Origin of the sequence: Arthrobacter citreus (assembly GCF_038405225.1) — a bacterium.
GTDB classification, from domain to species: Bacteria; Actinomycetota; Actinomycetes; order Actinomycetales; family Micrococcaceae; genus Arthrobacter_B; species Arthrobacter_B citreus_A.
The window spans coordinates 341,528-359,573 of sequence record NZ_CP151657.1 but is presented as its reverse complement, the minus strand read 5'-3'; the positions used below and the strand labels follow the sequence as shown (position 1 = coordinate 359,573).

At 65.2% G+C, this 18,046-nt stretch carries 16 protein-coding genes; 5 read left to right on the top strand and 11 right to left on the bottom strand.

The genetic code is table 11. From position 1 onward, the window contains the following. Positions 1 to 20 precede the first annotated feature (20 nt). The 9 genes from guaA to groES all read right to left on the bottom strand — a co-directional run bounded on the left by guaA (position 21) and on the right by groES (position 10,437). Complete coding sequence (gene guaA / locus AAE021_RS01745; protein WP_342023958.1) at positions 21 to 1,610, bottom strand: glutamine-hydrolyzing GMP synthase; 1,590 nt, start codon at positions 1,608 to 1,610, stop codon at positions 21 to 23. A gap of 81 nt (positions 1,611 to 1,691) precedes the next feature. Continuing rightward, positions 1,692 to 2,114: a DUF3817 domain-containing protein gene (locus AAE021_RS01740; protein WP_342023957.1), complete on the bottom strand. Its 423-nt coding sequence runs from the start codon at positions 2,112 to 2,114 to the stop codon at positions 1,692 to 1,694. Then, a complete protein-coding gene (locus AAE021_RS01735) occupies positions 2,111 to 2,947 on the bottom strand; it encodes an SURF1 family protein (protein WP_342023956.1) in 837 nt (278 codons plus the stop codon). Before AAE021_RS01735 ends, AAE021_RS01740 begins: the two co-directional genes overlap by 4 nt. Positions 2,948 to 3,017: 70 nt before the next feature. Further along, positions 3,018 to 3,512, bottom strand: a complete 495-nt coding sequence (locus tag AAE021_RS01730) for a PTS sugar transporter subunit IIA (protein ID WP_342023955.1) — start codon at positions 3,510 to 3,512, stop codon at positions 3,018 to 3,020. Beyond that, the gene (locus AAE021_RS01725) at positions 3,512 to 5,236 is read right to left on the bottom strand and encodes a glycerol-3-phosphate dehydrogenase/oxidase (protein ID WP_342023954.1); all 1,725 of its coding nucleotides are present in this window, start codon (positions 5,234 to 5,236) and stop codon (positions 3,512 to 3,514) included. The genes AAE021_RS01730 and AAE021_RS01725 overlap by 1 nt, the downstream gene beginning before the upstream one ends. 69 nt (positions 5,237 to 5,305) lie before the next feature. Beyond that, positions 5,306 to 6,445: a GuaB3 family IMP dehydrogenase-related protein gene (locus AAE021_RS01720; RefSeq protein WP_342023953.1), complete on the bottom strand. Its 1,140-nt coding sequence runs from the start codon at positions 6,443 to 6,445 to the stop codon at positions 5,306 to 5,308. Between the two features lie 105 nt (positions 6,446 to 6,550). Beyond that, the gene (gene guaB, locus AAE021_RS01715) at positions 6,551 to 8,071 is read right to left on the bottom strand and encodes an IMP dehydrogenase (RefSeq protein WP_342023952.1); all 1,521 of its coding nucleotides are present in this window, start codon (positions 8,069 to 8,071) and stop codon (positions 6,551 to 6,553) included. A 378-nt stretch (positions 8,072 to 8,449) separates the two neighbouring features. Continuing rightward, positions 8,450 to 10,060: a chaperonin GroEL gene (groL, locus tag AAE021_RS01710; RefSeq protein WP_342023951.1), complete on the bottom strand. Its 1,611-nt coding sequence runs from the start codon at positions 10,058 to 10,060 to the stop codon at positions 8,450 to 8,452. Between the two features lie 80 nt (positions 10,061 to 10,140). Next, entirely contained in the window at positions 10,141 to 10,437 is a 297-nt protein-coding gene (groES, locus tag AAE021_RS01705; RefSeq protein WP_152219702.1) for a co-chaperone GroES, read from the bottom strand. Positions 10,438 to 10,794: 357 nt separating this feature from the next. Here groES and AAE021_RS01700 point away from each other — a divergent pair, with 357 nt between their 5' ends. The 4 genes from AAE021_RS01700 to AAE021_RS01685 all read left to right on the top strand — a co-directional run bounded on the left by AAE021_RS01700 (position 10,795) and on the right by AAE021_RS01685 (position 14,666). Then, positions 10,795 to 11,745, top strand: coding sequence for a siderophore ABC transporter substrate-binding protein (locus AAE021_RS01700; protein WP_342023950.1), 951 nt, complete (start codon positions 10,795 to 10,797; stop codon positions 11,743 to 11,745). Positions 11,746 to 11,810: 65 nt separating this feature from the next. After that, positions 11,811 to 12,884 (top strand): ABC transporter permease, encoded by a 1,074-nt coding sequence (locus AAE021_RS01695; protein WP_342023949.1) that lies wholly within the window; start codon positions 11,811 to 11,813, stop codon positions 12,882 to 12,884. Next, positions 12,877 to 13,911, top strand: a complete 1,035-nt coding sequence (locus AAE021_RS01690; protein ID WP_342023948.1) for an iron chelate uptake ABC transporter family permease subunit — start codon at positions 12,877 to 12,879, stop codon at positions 13,909 to 13,911. The genes AAE021_RS01695 and AAE021_RS01690 overlap by 8 nt, the downstream gene beginning before the upstream one ends. Then, the gene (locus tag AAE021_RS01685; protein WP_342023947.1) at positions 13,908 to 14,666 is read left to right on the top strand and encodes an ABC transporter ATP-binding protein; all 759 of its coding nucleotides are present in this window, start codon (positions 13,908 to 13,910) and stop codon (positions 14,664 to 14,666) included. The genes AAE021_RS01690 and AAE021_RS01685 overlap by 4 nt, the downstream gene beginning before the upstream one ends. 27 nt (positions 14,667 to 14,693) lie before the next feature. Here the strand turns inward: AAE021_RS01685 and AAE021_RS01680 are convergent, their stop codons facing one another. Next, the gene (locus AAE021_RS01680) at positions 14,694 to 15,845 is read right to left on the bottom strand and encodes a MalY/PatB family protein (RefSeq protein WP_342023946.1); all 1,152 of its coding nucleotides are present in this window, start codon (positions 15,843 to 15,845) and stop codon (positions 14,694 to 14,696) included. A 54-nt stretch (positions 15,846 to 15,899) separates the two neighbouring features. Here AAE021_RS01680 and AAE021_RS01675 point away from each other — a divergent pair, with 54 nt between their 5' ends. Next, entirely contained in the window at positions 15,900 to 17,129 is a 1,230-nt protein-coding gene (locus AAE021_RS01675) for a class I SAM-dependent methyltransferase (protein ID WP_342023945.1), read from the top strand. A 16-nt stretch (positions 17,130 to 17,145) separates the two neighbouring features. On the opposite strand, the gene AAE021_RS01670 is transcribed toward AAE021_RS01675, so the two are convergent. After that, on the bottom strand, positions 17,146 to 17,937 hold the full coding sequence (locus AAE021_RS01670) for a shikimate 5-dehydrogenase (RefSeq protein ID WP_342025278.1): 792 nt from the start codon (positions 17,935 to 17,937) through the stop codon (positions 17,146 to 17,148). Positions 17,938 to 18,046 lie beyond the last annotated feature (109 nt).

Genomic DNA, 18,046 nt, shown 5'->3' with positions numbered 1-18,046 from the left:
GGCTGTCCCCCGCGACTAATCTACTCCCACTCGATGGTTCCCGGCGGCTTGGACGTGACGTCCAGGACCACTCGGTTGATGCCGTCCACCTCGTTGGTAATCCGGTTGGAGATGCGTGCCAGCAGGTCATAGGGCAGGCGTGACCAGTCAGCGGTCATCGCGTCCTCGCTGGAGACCGGACGCAGGACGATCGGGTGTCCGTAGGTCCGCCCGTCACCCTGCACTCCGACGCTGCGGACGTCGGCCAGCAGCACCACCGGCATCTGCCACACGTCATTGTCCATGCCGGCTGCGGTCAGTTCGGCGCGGGCAATGGCGTCGGCCCGGCGCAGCAGGTCCAGGCGCTCCTGGTTGACTTCGCCGATGATGCGGATGCCCAGGCCGGGGCCGGGGAACGGCTGGCGTCCGACGATCTCCGCCGGCAAGCCAAGCTCGGCGCCCACGGCGCGGACTTCGTCCTTGAACAGGGCCCGCAGCGGCTCAACGAGCTCAAACTTCAGGTCCTCGGGAAGGCCGCCCACGTTGTGGTGGCTCTTGATGTTGGCTGCACCTTCGCCGCCGCCGGATTCGACGACGTCCGGGTACAGGGTGCCCTGGACCAGGAAACGGATCGGTTCGCCGGAAGCTTCGGCTTCGGCCATGATGGCCCGCTCGGCTTCCTCGAAGGCGCGGATGAACTCGCGGCCGATGATCTTGCGCTTCGTTTCAGGGTCGGTGACGCCGGCCAGTGCTTCCAGGAAGCGCTTCTGCTCATTGGCGACGTACAGGTTGACGCCGGTGGAGGCCACGAAGTCGCGTTCCACCTGCTCCGCTTCGCCTTCGCGCAGCAGGCCGTGGTCAACGAAGACGCAGGTGAGCTGGTCGCCGACTGCGCGCTGCACCAGGGCAGCGGCGACGGCGGAATCGACGCCGCCGGACAGCCCGCAGATGACGCGGGAGCTGCCCACCTGCTCGCGGATGCGCTCCACCTGTTCCTCGACAATGTTGCCGGTGGTCCAGCTGCGCTCCAGCCGGGCTCCCTTGAAGAGGAAGTTTTCCAGCACGGCCTGGCCGTGGGCGGAATGCTTGACCTCAGGGTGCCACTGAACGCCGTAAAGGCGCTTCTCTTCGTTGGCAATGGCGGCAACGGGGGCGCCGGCGGTGGTGGCCAGGACATCGAAGCCGGGAGGGGCTTCCTGGACGCTGTCACCGTGGCTCATCCAGGTGTTCTGGTGCTCGGGGGTGCCTTCGAGGATGGAGCGGGCCCCGCCCACCACAGTGGCGTCGGTGGAGCCGTACTCGCGCAGGCCGGTCTCGGCGACCTTGCCGCCGAGGACGCTTGCCATGGCCTGGAAGCCGTAGCAAATGCCCAGCACCGGCACGCCGGCTTCAAACAGGCCTTCGCTGACGGCGGGAGCGCCTTCCGCGTAAACGCTGGAGGGGCCGCCGGAAAGGATGATGGCTGCCGGGTTCTTGGCCATGATCTGTTCCGTGGTCCAGGTGTGGGGAACCACTTCGGAATAAACATCTGCATCGCGCACCCGGCGGGCAATGAGCTGGGCGTATTGGGCGCCGAAGTCCACAACGAGGACAGGGCGCTCTTCAATGGGAGGGGTCGCGGAATTAGTCACGGTTCAAGGATAGTCGCCGGAACGTGCGCGCCGCACATCGTTCCGGCTCAGTCTGACCGCCGGGCACCGCTTCCGTGCGGCTCAGTAGCGCTTTGCCGCTTCCGGATGCGCCGCAAGTTCGGCCAGGACCTGCTTGTGGGTGCGGCTCTCCACGATGAAGGAGAGGAAGGGCACAACGCCGCCCAGGGCAATCACGATGAACTTGGAGAACGGCCAGCGCATGAGCTGCCACAGCCGAAAGTCGGCAAGCAGGTACACCACGTACAGCCAGCCGTGGGCGATCAGGACGCCCGTGAACAGGTTCAGCGGTCCCACGGTGATCTCTTCGATTTTCATCCCGTACTTCAGGATCATTTCGATGCACAGCAGCAGCAGGAACACGCCGGTGACGTAGGAGGAAACCTTGTAAAACGTCAGTGCCGAACGGATCTGGGCGTGCGTGCCGCCGAACCGGCGCTTCTTCCGCCGCGGTTTCTTGGCTACTGCCGGTGCTGGATCGCTCACTTCTTTACCTCACTGCTCGGGACCGGACCTTCGGACGGCAGGCTGCCGGCCTCATCGTCGTCATCGTCGTCGTCGTATTCGTCGTCGTAGTACTCGTCATCGTCCTCGAGGGAACGGCGGTGCGCGTCAGCGACAAGGCGCCACCACAGGAACACGGAGAACCCGGCGAAGACGACCCACTCGATGGCGTAGAAAACGTTCATCCAGTTCACCGAGGTTTCCTGCGGCTGGGCGTCGACGTCCACGGTCCGCATTTCGCCGGTGTCGGCGGGGGCTCCGTTGACCGTTATTTCATCGGCCGTCACGAAGGCCGAATACCCTGGAACATCCCACACGTTAATCAGTTCAGCGCTGGCGAGGCTGGGCAGGATCCCGTCCTCGGTGGGCTGCGCGACGGGGGCCTCGGGAGGCAGCAGGCGCCCGGTGACGGCGGCCTCGCCGGACGGGGCGGGTACGGCTTCCCCGGGGTCGGCAATCCAGCCCCGGACCACCGGAATCACGGCGTCACCGGGTGCGCCGTCAACGGCAAAGGCCGTGACCACCCAGTAGCCCTTCTCGCCGTCGTACAGCCGGTTCTCCACCAGCACGGTGTCGTCGGTGCGGAAGGAACCGGTCATGGAGACCATCTGGTCCGCCGTGGTGCCGAACAGCTGCACTCCGGGGGTGAAGACTTCGGTCAGCGGCCGCACTGTTTCGGTGCGGTCGGTCGACGGCGGCAGGTCGCTTTCGGCCGTCGAAAACTGCCACTGGCTTAGGAGAACGAAGACCGTGGAGATCGCGAGGGCCAGGAGCAGCGCGGCGATCCATCGGAGTTGCAGGGCAGTTTTCAGCACGCCTTAACCGTACTTCGTAACCGTGTAGAAAACCCAATGCCTGCCGGCCGGGACAGGGCCGGCGGCCGGGTCAGTGGTCAAAGAAGACCAGCGATGAATTGATCAACTCGGCAATCACTTCCGCGTCATTCGCCCGGCGGAGGGATTCCCGGAAGGACGGCCGGAACAGCGACCGGGCCAGGGTGGCCAGGACCTCCAGGTGTTCCGAGAATGCCCCGGCAGGCGTTGCAATGAGAAGGATCACGGTGGCCGGCCCGTCCGACGCGCCGAAGTCGATGCTGTGTCCGTAGCGTGTGATCCCCACCGCAATGGACGTTTCCGCCACGTATTCGCTCCGGGCGTGCGGCATGCCGATTCCGCCGGGAAGCCCGGTGGCCATCTGGTGCTCCCTGGCATTGACCTGCTCCAGGAACCCCTCCAGGTTGGAGATCCTCCCCTCCCGGAACATCCGCTCCGCAAGCTGCGCCGCGGCATCGCTGCGGTCCGCGGCTTCCATCTCGAGAATGACCATCCCGGGAACCGTCAGCACGGCTCCCTTCTCGTTGAGGGAGAGTTCAGGCGTCATCAGGCAAGAGGCGCAATGTCGTGCGCCTTCAGCCGGGCTGCGTCCGCTGATACGTCGTCGGGCTGTTCCTGGCTGAGGCGCTCCGCCTCGACCCGTGCCAGGTAGTGCGCAACTTCCTTTTCCACCCGGTCCAGGTCCCAGTTCAGCAGGGGTGCCATCAGCTCGGCCACCACGGGGGCCGCCGACACCCCTCGATCCCAGGATTCGATGGAAATGCGGGTGCGGCGGGCCAGGACGTCCTCCACATGGCGGGCGCCCTCGGCGGTGGTGGCGTACACCACCTCGGCCCGCAGGTAGTCGTCCGCTCCGGGCAGTGTCTGGCCCAGGGAGGGATCCTCGCGGATCAGCTCGAGCACCTCGGTGGCCAGCGATCCGTAGCGGTTCAGCAGGTGCTCCACCCGGGCAACGTGCACGCCGTAGTGCTCAGCGGTGCGGTGGCGGCGGTTCCAGTCCGCCTTGTACCCCACTGCGCCCAGCAGCGGGATGGTGGATGTGCAGCTTTCGGGCACCTTCTCGTCCAGGGCCCGGGCGGCCTCGTCCACGGCATCCTTCGCCATGACCCGGTAGGTGGTCCATTTGCCGCCGGCAACCACCACCAGTCCGGGGACCGGGTGGGCCACCACGTGTTCGCGGGACAGCTTGGCCGTGGAGTCGTTTTCGCCGGCAAGCAGCGGCCGCAGTCCGGCGTACACGCCTTCCACGTCCTCGCGGGTCAGCGGGGTTTTCAGGACCTTGTTGACGTGGTCCAGGATGTAGTCGATGTCCGCCGAGGTGGCGGCCGGATGCGCCTTGTCCAGGTTCCAATCGGTGTCAGTGGTGCCAACAATCCAGTGCCGGCCCCAGGGAATGACGAACAGCACCGACTTTTCGGTGCGCAGGATCATCCCAACCGTGGACTGGATCCGGTCCCGGGGCACCACCAGGTGCACGCCCTTGGATGCCCGGACTTTCAGCTGGCCGCGGTCCGTGACCATCGCCTGGGTTTCGTCGGTCCACACGCCGGTGGCGTTCACCACCTGACGGGCAAAAACATCGAATTCCCGGCCGGATTCGGAATCCTTGACCCGGGCGCCAACCACGCGTTCGCCTTCACGGAGGAAGTCCACCACCGAAACGCGGTTGGCGACGACCGCGCCGTAGTGGGCGGCGGTGCGGGCCATCATGGCGACGTAGCGGGCGTCGTCAACCTGGGCGTCGTAGTAGCGGATGGAGCCGATCATGGCGTCATCCTTGATGCTCGGCGCTGCCCGCAGGGTTGCCTTCTTGCTGAGGTGCTTGTGCATGGGCACGCCGCGGGAGTTCCCGGACGTCAGGCCCATGGTGTCGTACAGCAGGATGCCGGCGCCCACGTAGGGGCGCTCGTAGAAGCGGTGCGTGAGCGGGTACAGGAACGGAACCGGCTTCACCAGGTGCGGGGCAATCCGCTGGATCAGCAGGCCGCGTTCCTTCAGGGCCTCGGCCACGAGGGCAAAGTCCAGCATCTCCAGGTAGCGCAGTCCCCCGTGGATGAGCTTGGAAGAGCGCGACGACGTCCCGGAGGCCCAGTCGCGGGCCTCCACCATCCCCACTTTCAGGCCGCGGGTGACAGCGTCCAGCGCGGCGCCGGTGCCCACCACGCCGCCGCCGACGATCAGGATGTCCAGTTCTTCGCCCGGTTCCGCAGTGGAACGCAGCGCGGCCAGGGCATCTTCCCGGTATTCGGGACTGAGTGCATCTTTACTCATCGTCGAGATTTCCTCTCTGAACCAGCCGGTGCCGCACTCCCTGCAGCAACTCCCTGTAACTCTAGGTAATTACATGGTGGATAGGTAGGGCGCGACCAGCACCTCGATGCGCTGGAAGGCCTTCACATCCGAGTAGCCCGTGGTGGCCATGGCCCGGCGCAGGGCGCCCATCAGGTTCGATGTTCCGTTGGTGTGGTGCGACGGTCCCCAGAGGACTTCCTGCAGCGGTCCCACGGTATCGAGCCGGACCCTGTCGCCGCGGGGAAGTTCGCTGTGGTGTGCTTCCTGGCCCCAGTGCCAACCCTGGCCCGGAGCTTCCTCGGCGCGGGCCAGCGCCGAACCCAGCATGACGGCGTCGGCGCCCATGGCGATCGCCTTGACGATGTCGCCGCTGGTGCCCATGCCGCCGTCGGCAATCACATGGACATAGCGTCCGCCCGATTCATCCATGTAGTCACGGCGTGCCTCGGCGATGTCGGCGATGGCAGTGGCCATCGGAGCATGGATGCCCAGCGCCCGGCGCGTGGTGGTGGTGGCTCCTCCGCCGAAGCCCACGAGGACACCGGCGGCACCGGTGCGCATCAGGTGCAGCGCCGGGGTGTAGCCCGCGGCTCCGCCGACAATCACGGGAACGTCCAGCTCATAGATGAACTGCTTGAGGTTCAGCGGCTCAACCGTCTTGGACACGTGCTCCGCCGACACGGTGGTGCCGCGGATGACGAAGATGTCCACTCCGGCGGCCAGCACCGTCTTGTAAAACTCCTGGGTGCGCTGCGGGGTCAGGGATCCGGCAACGGTCACGCCGGCTTCGCGGACTTCGGCCAGCCGGGAAGTGATCAGTTCAGCCTGGATCGGCGCCTCGTAGATTTCCTGCAGCCGGCGGGTTGCCGCCGGATTGAAGTTATCTTCGCTCAGGACGGCGATTTCATCCAGCAGCGGCTGCGGATCCTCGTAGCGGGTCCACAGTCCTTCCAGGTTCAGCACGCCCAGGCCGCCCAGCTTGCCCATGGTGATGGCGGTGGCGGGAGACATCACCGAGTCCATCGGAGCGCCCATCACCGGCATCTCGAACTGATAGGCGTCTATCTGCCAATTGATCGAAACGTCCTGCGGGTCCCGGGTACGCCGGGACGGCACAATCGCCACATCATCGAGGGAGTAGGCTCGGCGCCCACGCTTGCCACGGCCAATTTCAATCTCATTACTCACACCCCTAGGTTATCCCAGCCACGCGCCCGGGGCTTAAAGCAGCGCAAGCCGCATCCTTCCGTGGACAACCACGGAAGGATGCGGCTTGCGCCGGCAGCTGCGGTCTTAGCGGCGGGTGCCGTAATTCGGTGCTTCGGCCGTCATCATGATGTCGTGCGGGTGGGATTCCTTCAGCCCGGCCGGAGTGATCCGGACAAACTTGCCCTTGGCCTTCAGCTCGGGGATGGTGCGTGCGCCGGTGTAGAACATGGTCTGGCGCAGGCCGCCGACCAGCTGGTGGGCGACGGCGGACAGCGGGCCGCGGTACGGCACCTGGCCTTCGATGCCCTCCGGGATCAGCTTTTCGTCCGAGGGGACGTCGGCCTGGAAGTAGCGGTCCTTGGAGTACGACGTGTTTTTGCCGCGGCTCTGCATGGCACCGAGGGAGCCCATGCCGCGGTAGGACTTGAACTGCTTTCCGTTAACGAAGACCAGGTCCCCGGGGCTTTCGGCCGAGCCGGCGAGCAGGCTGCCGAGCATGACGGTGTCGGCGCCGGCCACAATGGCCTTGCCGATGTCGCCCGAGTACTGCAGTCCGCCGTCGGCGATCAGCGGTACGCCGGCCGGAATGGCGGCCTTGGAAGCTTCATAAATGGCGGTGACCTGGGGTACGCCCACGCCGGCGACAACACGGGTGGTGCAGATGGAGCCGGGGCCCACGCCCACCTTGATGGCGTCAGCTCCGGCGTCGATCAGTGCCTGGGCGCCTTCGCGGGTGGCTGCCTGGCCGCCGATGATGTCCACGTGCGCGACGGCGGGATCCTTCTTCAAGCGGGCGATCATGTCCAGCACGCCGGCACTGTGGCCGTTGGCGGTGTCCACCACCAGGAGGTCGACGCCGGCCTCCACCAGGGTCATGGCGCGCTCATAGCCGTCGCCGAAGAAACCGATGGCCGCACCAACGCGCAGCCGGCCTTCCTCGTCCTTCGTGGCCAGGGGGTACTGCTCGGCCTTGTCGAAGTCCTTGACCGTGATCAGGCCCTGCAGGCGGCCGTCAGCGTCAACCAGGGGAAGCTTCTCAATCCGGTGCTTGCCCAGCAGCTCCATGGTTTCCTCGGCGCTGATCCCGACGCGGCCGGTGATCAGCGGCATCCGGGTCATGACCTCGTTGACCAGCCGGCGCGGGTAGTCGGCGCGCGGGATGAAACGGGTGTCGCGGTTGGTGACAATGCCCAGCAGCTTATTGTCGGTGTCCACGACGGGCAGGCCGGATACCCGGAAGTGCGCGCACAGGTCGTCCAGTTCCTGCAGTGTGGCGTCCGGTGAGATGGTCACCGGGTTGGTGATCATGCCGGATTCGCTGCGCTTGACCCGGTCCACGTGCTCGGCCTGGTCGGGGATGGACAGGTTGCGGTGGATAACGCCGAGGCCGCCCTGGCGGGCCATGGCGATCGCCATCCGGGACTCGGTGACCGTGTCCATGGCCGCGGAGAGCAGCGGGGTATGCACGGTGATCCGCTTGGACAGGCGTGAAGACGTGTCCGCCTCGGACGGGATAACGTCCGTGGGGCCGGGCAGCAGCAGGACGTCGTCGTATGTCAGGCCGATGAAGCCGAACGGGTCATGCTCTGGGGACTGCTGGCTCAAAACTACGCCTCTTTCGCGAAGGACCGGAGATGGAGGAAAAACCGGGAAAAGGACCGGTTAGCTCAGTTACATCCTAAAACGAAAGACAGCGCGGCCCTATTCCAAAAGCGCCCGGGTGGTACCGGGTGGTATCTGTCACAGCCGTCCCGTCCCATCCCAAGGGACCAGGATCCGCCGTGCCGGCACGGGTGCCGTTGTCTCCAAGTATGTGCGCTCCAAGGGTCAAGGTCCATGTCAACGAACATGGTGCCGATGATGCCCGGACGCTGCGCCTCAGTGCACTGCCGCTGCGGCAGGCGTTTCCAGAGGCGTTCCGGGACACGGAAAACCCCGGCGCGGCAACGGAAATCCGCTGCTGCGCCGGGGCTTTGGAGGTGCTTAGTGCTGGTGACCGTGATCTTCGTCGTCGTCGGCCGGCTTCTCCACCACAAGAGCTTCGGTGGTGAGGACCAGTGCGGCGATGGACGCAGCATTGCGCAGGGCGGAGCGCGTGACCTTGACGGGATCGATGATGCCCGCTTCGATCAGGTTCTCGTACTCGCCCGTTGCGGCGTTGAAGCCGTTGTTGACTTCGAGGTCGGTGACCTTGGCAACAACAACCATGCCTTCGGAGCCGGCGTTCTCGGCAATCCAGCGCAGCGGCTGGGCCAGCGCACGGCGGACCAGGCCCACGGCGGTGGCTGCGTCGCCTTCAAGCTTGGCAACCTCGGGATCGGTGTCCAGGGCCTTGGCAGCGTGGACCAGGGCGGAACCGCCGCCGGCCACGATGCCCTCTTCCAGGGCTGCACGCGTCGAAGATACTGCGTCTTCGATGCGGTGCTTCTTTTCCTTGAGCTCAACTTCGGTGGCTGCGCCAACCTTGATGACGCCAATGCCGCCGGACAGCTTGGCCAGGCGTTCCTGCAGCTTCTCGCGGTCCCAGTCGGAATCCGTGCGCTCGATCTCGGCGCGGATCTGGGCAACGCGGTCCGCCACGTCGGATTCGGAACCCGAACCGTCAACAATGGTGGTGCTGTCCTTCGTAACCGTGATGCGGCGGGCGGAGCCCAGCACCTCAAGGCCAACCTGGTCCAGCTTCAGGCCCAGGTCCGGAGATACAACCTGCGCACCCGTGAGGGTGGCGATGTCCTGCATCATGGCCTTGCGGCGGTCACCGAAGCCGGGGGCCTTGACGGCAACGACGTTCAGGGTGCCGCGGATCTTGTTGACCACCAGCGTGGACAGGGCTTCGCCCTCAATGTCCTCGGCAATGATGAACAGCGGCTTGGAGGCCTGCAGCGCCTTTTCCAGCAGCGGCAGGAACTCGGCAACAGAGGAGATCTTGCCGGAGTTGATCAGGATCAGCGCATCTTCGAGGATGGCTTCCTGGCGCTCCGGGTCGGTCACGAAATACGGGGACAGGTAGCCCTTGTCGAACTGCATGCCCTCGGTGATGACCAGTTCGGTCTGCGTCGAGGAGGATTCCTCGATGGTGATGACGCCGTCCTTGCCGACGGTGTCGAAGGCCTTGGCCAGCAGTTCGCCGATCTCCATGCTCTGCGCGGAGATGGCGGCGACGTGTGCAACCTGGTTGCCTTCAACTTCCTTGGCGTTTTCCAGCAGCCGTGCGGCCACTGCCTCAACGGCGACCTCCATGCCGCGCTTGAGCTGGCCCGGAGCTGCGCCGGCAGCAACGTTTCGCAGGCCTTCCTTGACCAGTGCCTGCGCCAGGACGGTTGCCGTGGTGGTGCCGTCGCCGGCAACATCGTTGGTCTTGGTGGCTACTTCCTTGGCCAGCTGAGCGCCGAGGTTCTCGTACGGGTCATCCAGCTCCACCTCGCGGGCGATGGTCACGCCGTCGTTGGTGATGGTGGGAGCGCCCCAGGTCTTGGCGAGCACTACGTTGCGGCCGCGCGGGCCGAGGGTCACCTTGACGGTGTTGGCCAGCTTGTCGACGCCGGCCTCCAGCGAGCGGCGGGCGGAGTCGTTGAACTCCAATTGCTTTGCCATGTGTGTGTCCTTTCCGACAGCTACATCTGCACCTGCATCAGAAAACCCCGGCCAGATTGGCCGGGGTCTTCCTTTTTCGACTACTTAACGACGATGGCCAGCACGTCGCGGGCGGAGAGCACCAGGTACTCCTGGCCGCCGTGCTTGACTTCGGTTCCGCCGTACTTCGAGTAGATGACAACGTCACCCTCGGACACGTCCACGGGAACGCGGTTGCCGTTGTCATCAACGCGGCCGGGGCCTACTGCGACAACTTCGCCCTCCTGGGGCTTTTCCTTGGCGGTGTCCGGGATAACGAGGCCGGAAGCAGTGGTCTGCTCGGCTTCGAGGGGGCGGACAACAATACGATCCTCAAGGGGCTTAATCGAGACCGACACTCGGGCTCTCCTTTGCTTAGTTACTAACGGATGTGGACCGTCGGTGGGCGCTGGCCGTCGTCGCGGTGCCGGTTGGCGCTTCCCTCAGGAATTAGCACCCTCACTGGGAGAGTGCTAGCTCCGACTTTATGCAACGGTTAGCACTCGGTCAAGGCGAGTGCCAATATTGGCAGGCCCGGACCTGCCAAGCGGTCCTTCGCCGGACATAATTCGAGACGCCAACTTGCCTTAGGCTTACCTAACCGATAGTTTTCAGGTGCATTCAATTAGCAAACATTTCTGTGACCTATTAGTTTTGTGTGTTCGGTTGGCGGGTCCCCGCCGGGCCGGGCCCCAAGTACCTGGAGCTCCCCCAAAGTGAAAAATATCGGAAAATCCCGTCTCGTCGCCGGCACCGCGCTGGCTTCCCTCCTCGCCCTCAGCGCCTGCGGATCGGAGACGGCCGCCACGGCGGACTCGGCTCCCGTGCAGACCAATATCACGGTGGAGCACGCCCAGGGCAGCACCGAGGTTCCGGTTAACCCGGAAGTTGTCTACACCTTCGATCTGGGCGCACTGGACACCATGGATGCCCTCGACGTTGACGTCGACGGCGTCCCGGCCGCCAACTTCCCCGAGTCCCTTTCCAAGTACGCCGGTGATGACTACGCGAAGATCGGATCCATGAAGGAGCCCGACTTCGAGGCCATCAGCGAAGGGGCCCCCGACCTGATCATCATCTCCGGGCGTGTGGCCGCCTCCTACGAGGAACTGAGCAAGATCGCCCCGACCATCGACCTCAGTGTCGACCAGACGGATTCCATGGCATCCTTCCAGGAAGTCACCGGCACCCTGGGCCGCATCTTCGACAAGGAAGAGGAAGCCGAAGAGAAGCTCACGGCTATCGACAAGCACATCGAAGAGACCAAGTCCGCTGCCGCTGATGCGGGAACCGGCCTGATCGTCATGACCAGCGGCGGCGAAATGACCGCCTACGGCGCCGGCTCCCGCTTCGGCATCATCCACGACGTCCTCGGCGTTACCCCGGTTGCCGAGATCAAGGCCGACGGCAAGCACGGCGAATCCATCACCGCCGAGTACATCGCGGACAAGAACCCCGACAACCTGTTCGTTATTGACCGCGACACCGCGGTGGGCGAGAGCGGCGAGGCAGCCGTGGCCGTCATGGACAACGAACTGGTCAACGGCACCAACGCGGCCAAGAATGACCGCATCACCTCCCTGGACGCTTCCAGCTGGTACCTCGTCGGTTACGGCCTGACCAACGTGGACAGCATGGTCACCGAAATCCAGAACGGCATTTCCTAACCACCCCTCGACGCCTTGGGTTCCGGCATCGCCGCCGGACCCAAGGCAAGACCGGATTCCTTCCTATGAGCGCCACCGCCGCCCGCGCACCGGGCACCGCTTCCGCCCCCGAGGGGCCAGCCGCCTCGCCGTCGGCTCCCCCGCCCGCCGCCATCGCCCGACGACGGCGGTTTCCGCGTACCGCCCTCAATCTGGCCCTGGGTGCCGCGGCGGTCCTGGTGCTGGCTGTGGCGAGCATGTTCATCGGGGTCAGCGATGTTTCGCTGCCCCTGCTGCTGGCCGGCGATCCCGCCGCATGGCAGGTTTTTTGGGTCAGCCGCGTGCCCCGGACCCTGAGCATCATCCTGGCCGGCATGGCCGTCAGCGTCGCCGGCCTGATCATGCAGCTGATGGCGCGCAACAAGTTCGTGGAACCGGGCACCATCGGCACCGTGGAGTCCGCATCTCTGGGCATCCTGGTGGTCACCGTCCTGCTTCCGGGTGCATCCCTGATGATGAAGATGTCCACGGCCACCATCTTTGCGGCCGCCGGGACTGCGCTGTTCCTGCTCATTCTGCGCCGGCTGCCGCTGCGCAACACGCTGATCGTTCCCCTGGTGGGCATCATGCTCGGCGGCGTCATCTCCGCCGTCACCACGTTCTTCGCCTACCGCTCCGACCTGCTGCAGACTCTGAACAGCTGGATGGTCGGAGATTTCTCGGGCGTCCTGCGGGGCCGGTACGAACTCCTGTGGATCGTCGGCGCCCTCACCGTCATCGGTTACCTTGCCGCCGACCGTTTCACGGTGGCCGGCATGGGCTCGGATTTCACCACCAACCTGGGCCTGAACTACAACCGCGTAATGACGCTGGGCCTGGTCATCGTGTCCCTGATCAGCGCCGTCGTCGTTGTCAGTGTGGGATCCATTCCGTTCCTGGGCCTGATCGTACCGAACCTGGTGTCCCTGATGATCGGTGACAACGTGCGCCGGGCCGTGCCGTGGGTGGCCGTTTTCGGCGCCGGCTTTGTCCTGGCCTGCGACATCATTGGGCGCACCATCCGCTATCCGTATGAAATTCCGGTGGGCGTGATCGTCTCCGCCATCGGCAGCGTCCTTTTCCTTTACCTGCTCCTGCGAAAGCGTGCCACCCGTGGCTAAAGCTGAAACCGGCCTCGAAGCCCCCGCCCGCCCGCTGCCCACTGCCCTGGTCTCCCACCGCCGGCATCCGGTGCGCTCGGTTCCGCCCAAGTTTTGGATCATCACGCTCGGGATTGTGGCGGCCGCCCTCGTGGCCGTCTTCATGACCATCGAGCTGCGCGGGAACATCGGCTACATCCTGCCCCGCCGCGCCATCAAGGTGGCGTCCATGATCCTGGTGGCGTACGCCGTCGGGGTCTCCACCGTCCTCTTCCAGACGGTGACCGGCAACCGCATCCTGACGCCGTCCATCATGGGATTTGACGCCCTGTACATCCTGCTGCAGACCGCGCTTGTTTTCGTTATCGGCGGGCAGGCGGTCCTGACCATGTCCGAGCCGCTGCTGTTCGTCATCGAACTCGTGCTCATGGTCGGCTTCTCCTTCCTGCTGTACCGCTGGCTCTTCACCGGCGGCGGCAAGTCCCTGCACCTGATGCTGCTGGTGGGGATTGTTTTCGGGACCATGTTCCGCGGCTTCTCTTCCCTGCTCCAGCGCCTGATCGACCCCAGCGAGTTCATCATCCTGCAGGATTTGTTCTTCGCGTCCTTCAACAACGTGGACGGCGCCCTGCTGGGCTACTCCACGGCCGCCGTCGCCCTGGTCAGCGTCCTGGCCTGGCGCATGCGCCGGTCCTTTGACGTGCTGGCGCTGGGCCGGGACATGGCCGTCAACCTGGGCGTGGACCACCGCAAAGCCGTGACCTCCACGCTGATCATCTGCTCCGTCCTGGTGGCCGTGTCCACGGCCCTGGTGGGACCCGTGACTTTCTTCGGCCTGCTGGTCGCTTCGCTGGCCTACCAGCTGTGCTCGCACTTCCGGCACACCGCGGTGCTGCCCATCGCCGTCCTGCTCGGAATCATTGCCCTGGTGGGCGGCCAGCTGGTCCTGGAACGGATCTTCGCGTTCGACACCGCACTGAGCATCGTCATCGAATTTGTCGGCGGCATCGTCTTCCTTATCCTGCTGCTGAGAGGCAACGTCAAATGATCTCCGTAACCGGCGTCTCCAAGTCCTATGGCCCGCAACTCGTCGTCGACGGCGTCAGCACCGACATCAAAGAGGGCGGCATCACCTCGATCATCGGACCCAACGGTGCGGGCAAATCCACGCTGCTGTCGATCATTTCGCGGCTGCTGCGCATGGATGCCGGCACGGTCAACGTGGACGGCCTGGACGTGAACGCCACGTCCGGCAAGGAGCTGGCCCGCAAGATGGCCATCCTGCGGCAGGACAACCAGCTCACCGTGCGCCTGACCGTGCGCGACCTGGTCGGCTTTGGCCGGTATCCGCACAACGGCGGCCGCCCCACCATCGACGACAAGGCCTTCATCGACGAGGCCATGGCATACCTGGACCTGACCGCACTGGCGGACCGCTTCGTGGACGAGCTGTCCGGCGGCCAGCGCCAGCGGGCCTTCATCGCGATGGTGCTGGCGCAGGGCACTGATTACCTGCTGCTGGATGAGCCACTGAACAACCTCGACATGAAGCACTCGGTGGAAATGATGCGGCTGCTGCGCCGGCTTACCGACGACTTCGGCAAGACGGTGGTGCTGGTCATCCACGACATCAACTTTGCCTCCTGCTATTCCGACGACATTATTGCCATGCGGGACGGCCGGCTCATCCACCAGGGACCTCCGGCGCAGATCATGCAGCCGGAGGTGCTGCGCGACATTTACGACATCGACATCCGGATCGAGGAGATCGACGGCAACCGGATTGGCGTGTACTTCGCCTAGCTGTGTTCGTGTGCTTCGCCCAGCCGTTTAGGTTGCGGCCGCCGCGGCTGCCAGCCGGGCAACGGCTTCGGCAAGGACGTCCGGAGAGCAGGCAAAGTTCAGCCGGGCGAACCCGCTCCCCTGCCGCCCGAACCGCGCACCCGGTTCCAGTGCAACCCGTGCACGCTCCAGCGCCACTGCCGCAGGGTCTTCCCAGCCAAGGCCGCGGAAATCCAGCCAGGCCAGGTACCCGGCCGCCGGCGGACGGTAAATGACCCCGGGCAGCCGGGCCGCGAGCAGCTCCCCCAGCAGGCCCCGGTTCGCCGCCAGCGCGTCCATGACGTCCCCAAGCCAGGGTCCGCCGTCGTTGTACGCGGCTGCTGTTCCGTGCAGGCCCAGAATGGAGGTGCGGGCCGACACTTCCTCCGGCATGGAATCCAGCTGCAGCCTGGTGCGGTCGCTTTGCGCCACCATCAGCGCGCACTTGGTGCCGGCGATATTCCAGGCTTTGCTGGCCGCGGTCACGCAGATGCCGTACTCGCGGGCGTTGTCCGAGACGGAAAGGTACGGCGTAAAACTGCCCGGGCCATACGTCAGCGGGGCATGGATTTCGTCGCTGATGACGGCCACCCCGTACTTCGCTGACAGATCCGCGACCGCCCGCAGCGATTCATCCGAATGGACCAACCCCAGCGGATTGTGTGGGCTGCACAGCAGCAGGGCGTCCGCGCCGCGGGCGAAGGCGCGTTCCAGTTCCGGCAGGTTCAGCTTCCAGCCCGCGCCGGTGAGCAGCAGCGGCACTTCCACCACGGAGGCATCGGCTTCGGGCGGCAGATCATAAAAGGGCGGATACACCGGCGGCGTGATGACCACGCTGCCGTCCACGGGCACGGTCTGGCGCAGGCATTCGACAATCGCCACGCTCACGTCCGTGGTGGTCCGCACGTCCGCGGGCTCCACGAACCACTCCCAGGTCCTGCCCGCATAGCCCGTAAATGCGGCAGCCACCGGTTCCGGTCCGGCAATGTAACCGGTGTCCGATGCCAGCACCCTGGAGATCATCGCCTGCTGAACCGGCTCTGCCAGCGGATAATCCATTTCGGCCACGAACAGCGGCAGCACGTCTGCGGGATAGGTCTGCCATTTGTAGCTCGTCCGGGCGCGCAGTGCGGCCATCGGCTCAGCGGCGATCTTCGTCATGCCGCCCAACCTACAGCTAACGTGCACGGCGGCAGAAGAACTAGGCTGGTAAGCATGCCGGATATCTCCCTTGCCCATGTTCTGTCCTCCGAAGGCTGGGAACTGCTGAACTCCCTCGGCCCGTATCTGGAATCCGAGTCCTTCAAACTCAACACCGATCTGCGCAAGGCCGGGCACTCCCCCGAAGTTGTTGCCGCCGTCCTGACCCAGGCCAAGCTCCGTATGAAGGCGCGCGGCAAGTTTGGACCGTTTGCCGAGCACATGCTCTTCACCGCCCCCGGACTCGAGCAGGCCACGCGCCTGAATGTCGCAGCGCTGCATGCCCAGCGGTACGTTGAGGCCGGCTTGGAGAAGGTTGCTGACCTGGGCTGCGGAATTGGAGCCGACTCCCTGGCGCTGGCCACGCTGGACCGGGAGGTCACCGCGGTGGAGCTTGATGAGATCACCGCGGCGGCCGCCACCATTAACCTCATGCCATGGCCCAACGCCAAGGTGGTTCAGGGTACCGCCGAGGACTTCGATCTCACCGGGTTCGACGGCGTGTGGCTTGATCCGGCGCGCCGCACCACCTCAACGTCCGGCACCACGCGCATCTTCGATCCGGAGGCGTTCTCCCCGCCGCTGTCCTTCGTTGAGTCCCTGGCCGACCGCGGGCTGCCCGTGGGCGTGAAGATGGGGCCGGGAATTCCGCACGAGGCGCTGCCGGGGAACTGCGAAGCGCAGTGGGTATCCGTGGACGGAGACGTCACCGAGGCCACCCTCTGGTTCAACGCCCTGCGCCGTGAGGGTGTCCGGCGGGCGGCGCTGGTGATCGGTCCCAACGGCGCGGCCGAGCTCACCTCGGCACTGGACTATGCCCCCGGAAGCGAGGACGTCGCCGTCGGTCCCGTGGACGCCTATCTGTATGAGCCCGACGGCGCGGTGATCCGCGCGGGCCTTGTGGCCGACGTCGCGCGCTCACTGGGCGGGCACTTGCTGGATGAGCACATTGCCTACATCGGCGCACCGGAACTGATGGATACGCCGTTTGCGCGTGCCTACCGCGTGCTGGAGGTCCGCCCCTACAACGTCAAGGCGCTCAAGGCCTGGGTGAAGGCGAACGGGATCGGCGTCCTGGACATCAAGAAGCGCGGCATGTCCGTGACCCCGGAGGAGCTGCGCAAGCAGCTGCTCACCGGATCCGGCAAGGGACCGAACAAGGCAACGCTTGTCCTGACCCGCATCGGCGAGGACCGGGTGGCCATCGTGGTTGAACCCGTGGCTTCCGCCGGGCAGGTTTCCTAACCGCCGCGTCTGCCCACTAGGCGCGGGAAAACTCGCTCGCGGCCCGGACCTGTTCCGGCGTTGGCCGAACGCCGGTGTAGAGCACAAACTGCTCCTCGGCCTGGATGGCGATCACTTCGGCGCCGGTGATGACGTTTTTGCCTGCGGTGCGGGCAGCCGTTACCAGCGGCGTCTCCGCCGGCATGGCAACAACGTCGAAGACCGTCCGGGCCGCATCGACAGCAGCATGGGTGAAGGACTGCACCGCAACATGTTCCCCGGCCATGCCGAGCGGTGTCACGTTAATGAGCAGGTCCGCCGTGGCGCCGGCGGCCTCGGCCTGCCAGTTGAAGTCATACCGGTCCGCGAGCGCCCTACCGGTGCCCTCATTGCGGGCCACGACGGTCACGTCCGAGAATCCGGCATCACTCAGTGCGGCTGCAACAGCCTTGGCCATGCCTCCGGATCCCTGCAGCAGCACGGACCAGCTGACCGGCACATGGTGATCGGCCAGAAGCCGGGCGACCGCCAGGTAGTCGGTGTTGTACGCGGTGAGGACGCCGTCGTCGTTCACTATCGTATTGACCGAGTTGATGGCCTGCGCCGAGGCATCCATGCGGTCCACCAGCGCAATGACGTCTTCCTTATAGGGCATGGACACGGCGCAGCCGCGGATGGGCAGGCCGCGGACGCCCGCTATGGCCTGGGCCAGGTCCGTCGGGGCGAAGGCCTTGTACACAAAATTCAGGTCGAGCTGGTCATACAAATAGTTGTGGAAGCGCGTTCCAATATTGGACGGCCGCGCCGCCAGGGAAATGCACAGGGTCATGTCTTTATTCAGGATTGGCACGCTTCCATTATGTCCGCTGGGCAGCGGGTGCGGGAGGAAACAAATCTGCATTCTCTTTTCCCGCAGCACTTTCCTGCACTAGGTTTCC